Source organism: Acetobacter malorum, assembly GCF_002153605.1.
Classification (GTDB): domain Bacteria; phylum Pseudomonadota; class Alphaproteobacteria; order Acetobacterales; family Acetobacteraceae; genus Acetobacter; species Acetobacter malorum_A.
In genome coordinates this window covers 102,863-108,975 of the sequence record NZ_JOPG01000013.1, presented here as the reverse complement: position 1 = coordinate 108,975, position 6,113 = coordinate 102,863, and the positions used below count along the sequence as shown (strand labels likewise).

General features: G+C 55.6%; 3 protein-coding genes. 1 reads left to right on the top strand and 2 read right to left on the bottom strand.

Annotated features, from left to right (window positions below; genetic code table 11):
• Positions 1 to 95: 95 nt before the first annotated feature.
• Positions 96 to 2,231, bottom strand: a complete 2,136-nt coding sequence (locus HK23_RS06900) for a M3 family metallopeptidase (RefSeq protein WP_086653398.1) — start codon at positions 2,229 to 2,231, stop codon at positions 96 to 98.
• Between the two features lie 368 nt (positions 2,232 to 2,599).
• On the opposite strand from HK23_RS06900, the gene HK23_RS06895 reads away from it, so the two are divergent.
• Positions 2,600 to 5,551: a TonB-dependent receptor domain-containing protein gene (locus tag HK23_RS06895; protein ID WP_086653397.1), complete on the top strand. Its 2,952-nt coding sequence runs from the start codon at positions 2,600 to 2,602 to the stop codon at positions 5,549 to 5,551.
• A 96-nt stretch (positions 5,552 to 5,647) separates the two neighbouring features.
• Here HK23_RS06895 and HK23_RS06890 read toward each other — a convergent pair whose 3' ends face one another.
• On the bottom strand, positions 5,648 to 6,088 hold the full coding sequence (locus HK23_RS06890; protein WP_086653396.1) for a DUF1489 family protein: 441 nt from the start codon (positions 6,086 to 6,088) through the stop codon (positions 5,648 to 5,650).
• Between the last annotated feature and the right edge of the window lie 25 nt (positions 6,089 to 6,113).

Below are 6,113 nucleotides of genomic sequence, written 5' to 3'. Positions count from 1 at the left end.
GTATACAGGAACGGCGGTTATTCCGCAGAGTGTAGACTAACCGCCGTTTGAAAAACGCTCAGGCGGGTGCCCGGAGACACCCTGAGAGAAGAGCGTTAGTTTTTGGAACCGTTCAGGCCACGGAATGTCAGCATCGGGCCAATATCCGGGTCCTTGCCATAGAAGGCGCGGAACATCGGGCCGTAATCCTGCGTATGGCCGCGGGAGAGGATCATGTCACGGAAGCGGTCGCCATTCTTACGCGTCAGGCCACCGTTTTTCTCGAACCATGCGAACGTGTCGTCATCTAGCATTTCCGTCCACAGATAGGCGTAATATCCGGCGGAATAGCCATTGGACCAGATGTGCAGGAAGTAGCTGGAGCGGTAGCGCGGCGGCACCATGTCCGTTTCCAGCCCCATTTTGCTCAGAGCGGATTTTTCAAACACATCCACATCCTGCTTCGGCGCATCGGCACCCAGGCTGTGCCAGTCCATATCCAGTTCTGCGGCGCTCACCACTTCACCCAGACGGTAACCCTGATTGAAGGTTGCAGCCTTTTTCAGCAGCGCCACCAGATTTTCTGGCATGGGCGCACCAGTTTTGTAATGGCGGGCATAGTGGGCCAGCACCGGAGCGTTCAGCGCCCAGTGTTCGTTGAACTGTGAGGGGAATTCCACAAAGTCCCGCGCCACGGAGGTGCCGGAGATAATCGGGTAAGTCTGCTTGGCAAACAGACCGTGCAGCGCGTGCCCAAATTCATGGAACATGGTCGTCACGTCATCAAAGCTGATCAGAGCAGGTTCGCCCTGAGCCGGTTTGGTGAAGTTGGCCACGTTATACACAACCGGCTTGGTGCCCAGCAGAGCAGACTGCCCCACAAAGTTGGACATCCATGCGCCGCCGTTTTTGTTGTCGCGCTGGAAGTAATCGAAATAGATCAGGCCGAGTTCGGACCCGTCTTTATCGAACACTTCAAACACCATGACATCCGGGTTGTAGGTCGGAATATCCGTGCGGCGCTTGAAGGTGACGCCATACAGGCTGTTGGCGGCAAAAAAGACGCCATCCTGCAGAACTGTATTCAGCTCAAAATAAGGTTTGACCTGATTTTCATCAAAGTTGAGGCGGGCCTTGCGCACCTGAGCGGCATAGTAAGGCCAGTCCCACGGCTTGAGCTCAAAGGACGCACCGCTTTTGGTGATGGTCTTCTGAATGTCAGCGGCTTCACGCTTCTGTTCGGCGGCGAGGGCCGGGACGATCTGCGCAATAAAGCTGTGCACGGCTTCAGGCGTTTTGGCCATCTGGTCTGCCAGCACATAGGCCGCATAGTTCTTGTAGCCAAACAGAGCGGCTTTCTGGGCACGCAACTGGGCGATGGTGGCAATGGTGTCACGCGTATCGCCGTCACCACCTTTTTCTACACGGGTCCAGGACTGTTCAAACAGTGCCTGACGGGTTTCACGGTCCGTCAGGGTTTCCATGGTCGGCTGCTGCGTGGTGTTTTGCAGCGGCAGGAGCCATTTGCCGTCAAGCTTGCGCTCTGTGGCAGCTGTCTGTGCAGCGGTAATGGCGGCGGCATCCAGACCAGCCAGTCTGGCTTTGTCCGACACAACCAGTGCGGAGGCCTTGGTGCCTGCCAGCAGCTTCTGCTGGAACACGGTTTCCAGTTTGGAGAGGCGGGTGTTCAGGTCACGCAGTTTGGCTTTGTCATCATCAGAGAGCTGCGCGCCAGCCTGCACGAAGTTCTGGTAATAGACGTCCAGAACCTGCTTCTGCTCAGCGTTCAGTCCCAGCGTATCCTTGCGGGCGTGCAGATACTGGATGCGTGCGAACAGTTTGGGGTTGAGGAAAATGCTGTCTTCATGCGCGGACAGTTTTGGCCCCACCACTTCCTGCACTTTATCCAGAACCGGGTTGGTGTTGGCGGAATACACACCGCTGAAGGTTTCCAGCGTGCGGTCCAGCAGGCGGCCGGAGCGTTCCATGGCGGAAATGGTGTTCTCAAACGTCGCCGGTTCGGAACTGTTGGCGATTCGCTCCATTTCTTCTGCCTGCTCGGCCATGCCCTGCTCCAGCGCGGGCTGGTAGTCCGTGTCCTTGATCAGATCAAAGCGCGGGGCGTGGTAGGGCAGGGTGCTTTCTGCGGCAAACGGGTTGGACGCCGGCAGGGGGGCTGCGGTGGCGGCTGTGCTCCAGCCTGCCAGGCAGGTTGCGGCTGTCGCGGCGTACAGCCAGGGACGACGGATCATTCAGAACTCTCCTCAAATGCCCCGGAGCGCGCGAGAGTCCCGCCGCACCAGTGGGGTAGGGCCTTCACGGTTAGGGGGCAGGAGAGGAGCGAGTCAAGAAAGCTGTGTGGCATCCGGGTAACAGAAAGAATGGGTTCAAAACGATTTTTCTTTTCGGAAAGAAAATGTTGAATCGAAAGATCTTTTTGGTCGATTGGAGTCTGGTTTCGGAAACAAAGTGACATCGTTACGATAGTGGTGTGTTTTTGATGCCGCATATTTCGAGAAAAGGTTTTTGTATCGAAATTTAAGCGTGACACGCGCAGAGCTGTTTCTTAATTCGGAGATACTTATCGTAATCAAAATGTAATATCGCGCAGGAAACACCTATGTCCCATACTGATCGCAGAAAGACGCGCCTGCCGCTCTCTTTCTCCCTCCTTTATGCGTTGCCGGTTTTTGCTGCGGTATCGCCTGCCATAGCTCAGGCTGCGGATGTTGAAGCAAAAGCTGGCAAGACAACTGTTGCCAGCAAGACGGCAGCCCGCACGGCTTCCAAAACAACAGCACAGCCTGTTGCCCGGAAAGTAACGGCCACCAAAAAGAATAGTGCGACACTTAAAAGCGTTGCCGATACGTCTCCCAAGGAATCCAACAGCCCTGAAAACGTGGTTGTAACGGGCTCCGCTCTGCGCTCTGGCCGTTACAACCCCAACCCGGTGCAGACGGTTACGGCTAAAGAAATTCAGCAGACTTCCGCCACGACCATTGGTGATTACCTGCAGCGTCTCCCCTCCATTGGGAGCAGCGGCACGCAGAACACCACGCAGAATGGCGGTGGCGGCATGTCCTGCGCGGATATCCGTAACCTCGGTTCCAGCCGCGTTCTGGTGCTGGTTGACGGCAAGCGCATGATCCAGACCATGGGTAACGGTGCTTCCTGTGCGGATCTGAACAACATCCCGTCCGACATGGTTGAGAGCATCGAAATCCTGAAAGATGGTGGCTCCGAACTGTACGGTGCTGATGCTGTGGCGGGTGTGATCAACGTCAAGCTCAAGCATAATATTCAGGGCGGCAACATCACCGTGCGCGGTGGCATCACCGATGTCGGCGATGACCGCACCGGCAAAATTTCCGGCCATTACGGATTCAATTTCGATCACGACAAGGGCAATATCTCGGTCTTCGGTCAGTATATGACGCAGGGCGGGATCATGCAGAAAGACCGTAATTATCTGTCCAGGCCCTGGGCGACAGATCCGACGATTGGTAGCGATCCTACGTTCGGCTCGGGTATTACGGCGGGTTCCCGCATCATGAACGATGCGACAGGGCTGGATGTTGTCGCCAACGCCAATGGCAACGGCACACACCCTTATACATCAGCTGACCGCTATAACTACGGTAGCACGTCCTCTCTGCTCAGCTACCTGGAGCAGGGCTCTCTGAATGGCGATGCGCATTATGATGTGAACGAACATTTCAAGCTTTATGCCAATGTTCAGTACACTCATAAGGCTTCTTCCCAGATGATGGCGGGGATGCCGGTGACGGGGAGTGTCTATCCGTCCGACCTGGTCAATCCGCTGACCATGCCCACCAATGCTCCGTATTATGACAGCTCCTGGGGGGAAAACTCCTATATGTATCGTCGTTATACAGAGCTGGGCGGTCGTGAGAGCAATCAGGCATCTGACACCTATCAGGTGACGGCGGGTGCCAAGGGTAAGATTGTCGGAAACTGGGAATATGATGTTTCCATGGGCTATGGCGATAGCCAGACGACCTACAACACCCTCAATCAGATCAACTACAACCATCTGATGCAGGTCTATGGCATCCGTCAGCTGGACCCCACGAGCTCCAGCAGTGCTGTGACGTATGATCCTTCAGTCTGTCAGGCCTCTGCTGGCTGTGCGCTGGCTGATCCGATGCAGAATCTGACGGGTAAGGCGAAGCAGTACGCCACGTTCAATGAACATGATCATGCTGATTACCAGCTGCGTGACTTCAATGCGCGCGTTCACAACGACAAAGTTGTGAAGCTGCCGTATGAGCATGGTGGCACGATTGGTGTTGCTGGCGGTATCGAACACCGCAGTGAGCAGGCCAGCTACCATGCCGACCCGCTGACCATGAACGGCGATTCCGCAGGGAACTCTTCCTCCAACACCGGTGGCGGATTTAACGCAACGGAAGTCTATGCAGAAGCAAAAATCCCGCTGCTGCGTGATGCTTTTCTGGCAAAAGATCTGTCTGTCGACGGGCAGGGCCGCTGGTCTCACTATAACACCTTCGGCAGCACCCAGACCTGGAAACTCTCCATTGACTGGGCACCGGTGCGTGACATCCGGTTCTATGCAACGCTGGGTACGTCCTTCCGTCAGCCAAGCGTGAACGAACTGTATGGCGGTCAGGGCATCAGCTACGATACTGCGAATGACCCCTGTGCACAGGCGTCATCTTACGGTTCTCAGTCTGCTGCTGTTACGGCGTATTGCCAGAAAATGGGCATCAACACCGCAACCTTCAAACAGCCCAACAACCAGATTTCTACTGTAACGGGTGGGAACTCGCATCTGTCTCCGGAAACAGCTCGGACCTACACCATCGGGACGACGGTTACTCCCCGTTGGATTCCTGGCCTGACCGCAACGGTTGATTACTGGCACTACACGATCAAGAACATGATCGGCACGCTGCCGACGCAGTACATCGTTGACTCCTGTGCAACCGGTAATTCTTACCAGTGCCAGTTTGTGAACCCGCGTAACTCGACTGGTCAGCTGACGACGGTGGAAAATATCTATCAGAACGTTGGTGGCCTGCGCACGAGTGGTATTGATTTTGACCTGACCTATCGCCTGCGTCTGGGCTGGCAGGACATGATTGTTCTGAACAACAATTTCCAGCAGCTGGTCTCCTACCTCCAGCAGAACGAGCCGGGCGGTGAGTGGAACAACTATGCTGGCCGTATGTTCTATCAGGGTTACGGCTCAGGCCAGCCGCGTGTGCGTGACTATGCAACGGTCACCTGGAACCATAACAACTTCCGCCTGACCTACATGATGTCCTACATGGGCGGCATGAAATGGAATGATGGAACGAGCGATGTGTCCTGCTCCACGTATTCCTATTGCAAAACGCCTGGCATCTTCACGCATGATGTCACAGTGGGTTACACCATGGGCCGCTGGAACCTGTCTGCGGGTGTGAACAACATTCTGGACAAGAAAGCCCCGTTTGTGGCCGACGGTGCAACCAACACCAATGCTCAGCTCTATGGGTCTGAGATGATTGGTCGTTATGTGTTCATGCAGGTTGGCGCAGACTTCTAAACTCTGACCAGTCGGAGCGGTGTTTTCCCGCTCCCTCGCACAGACAAAAAAGCCCCCTTCGTTCAGAAGGGGGCTTTTTTTATGACCGAAGCTTTTTTACAGCCCCAGCAGCGTCAGCTCTTTCTGCAAATGCGGCGGCAGGTTTGAGCTTTGTGTGCCGGAAAGATCTGGCGGGGCGTCGGCAGGTTTCAGGTAGCGCCATCCCTGAAAAGGGCGCATGGCGCGGGGTTCAACCCGGATGATCTCTGGGGAGAGCAGGATGAGCGTGCCCTGTGTGCCATCTGCCCGTGTTTCGGTTTGCAGGTCCAGCACCTGCTGGCGGCACTGGATCAGGCTGCTGATAACCCGATAGAGAGAGCCACCCTGCAGGATTTCCTCACTCTGGCGCGGAAAGGTGCGGGTATGCACCACTGGCAAGCGCGCGCCGTGCTGCGGGTGCTGCCGGGTGTTGTGGGGGTCTTTCTGTCGTTCCGCCAGTTCTTCAACCGAACTGACACCGACAACCAGTTTAATGAGGTTGAGGCCAGAAGAAATCATTGTGACCTTTACGTTTTGAGTTCGG

Bases quoted from the DNA above. Each gene is read 5' to 3' on its own strand.
- HK23_RS06900 (WP_086653398.1), bottom strand. From the start codon at position 2,231: ATGATCCGTCGTCCCTGGCTGTACGCCGCGACAGCCGCAACCTGCCTG.
- HK23_RS06895 (WP_086653397.1), top strand. From the start codon at position 2,600: ATGTCCCATACTGATCGCAGAAAGACGCGCCTGCCGCTCTCTTTCTCC.
- HK23_RS06890 (WP_086653396.1), bottom strand. From the start codon at position 6,088: ATGATTTCTTCTGGCCTCAACCTCATTAAACTGGTTGTCGGTGTCAGT.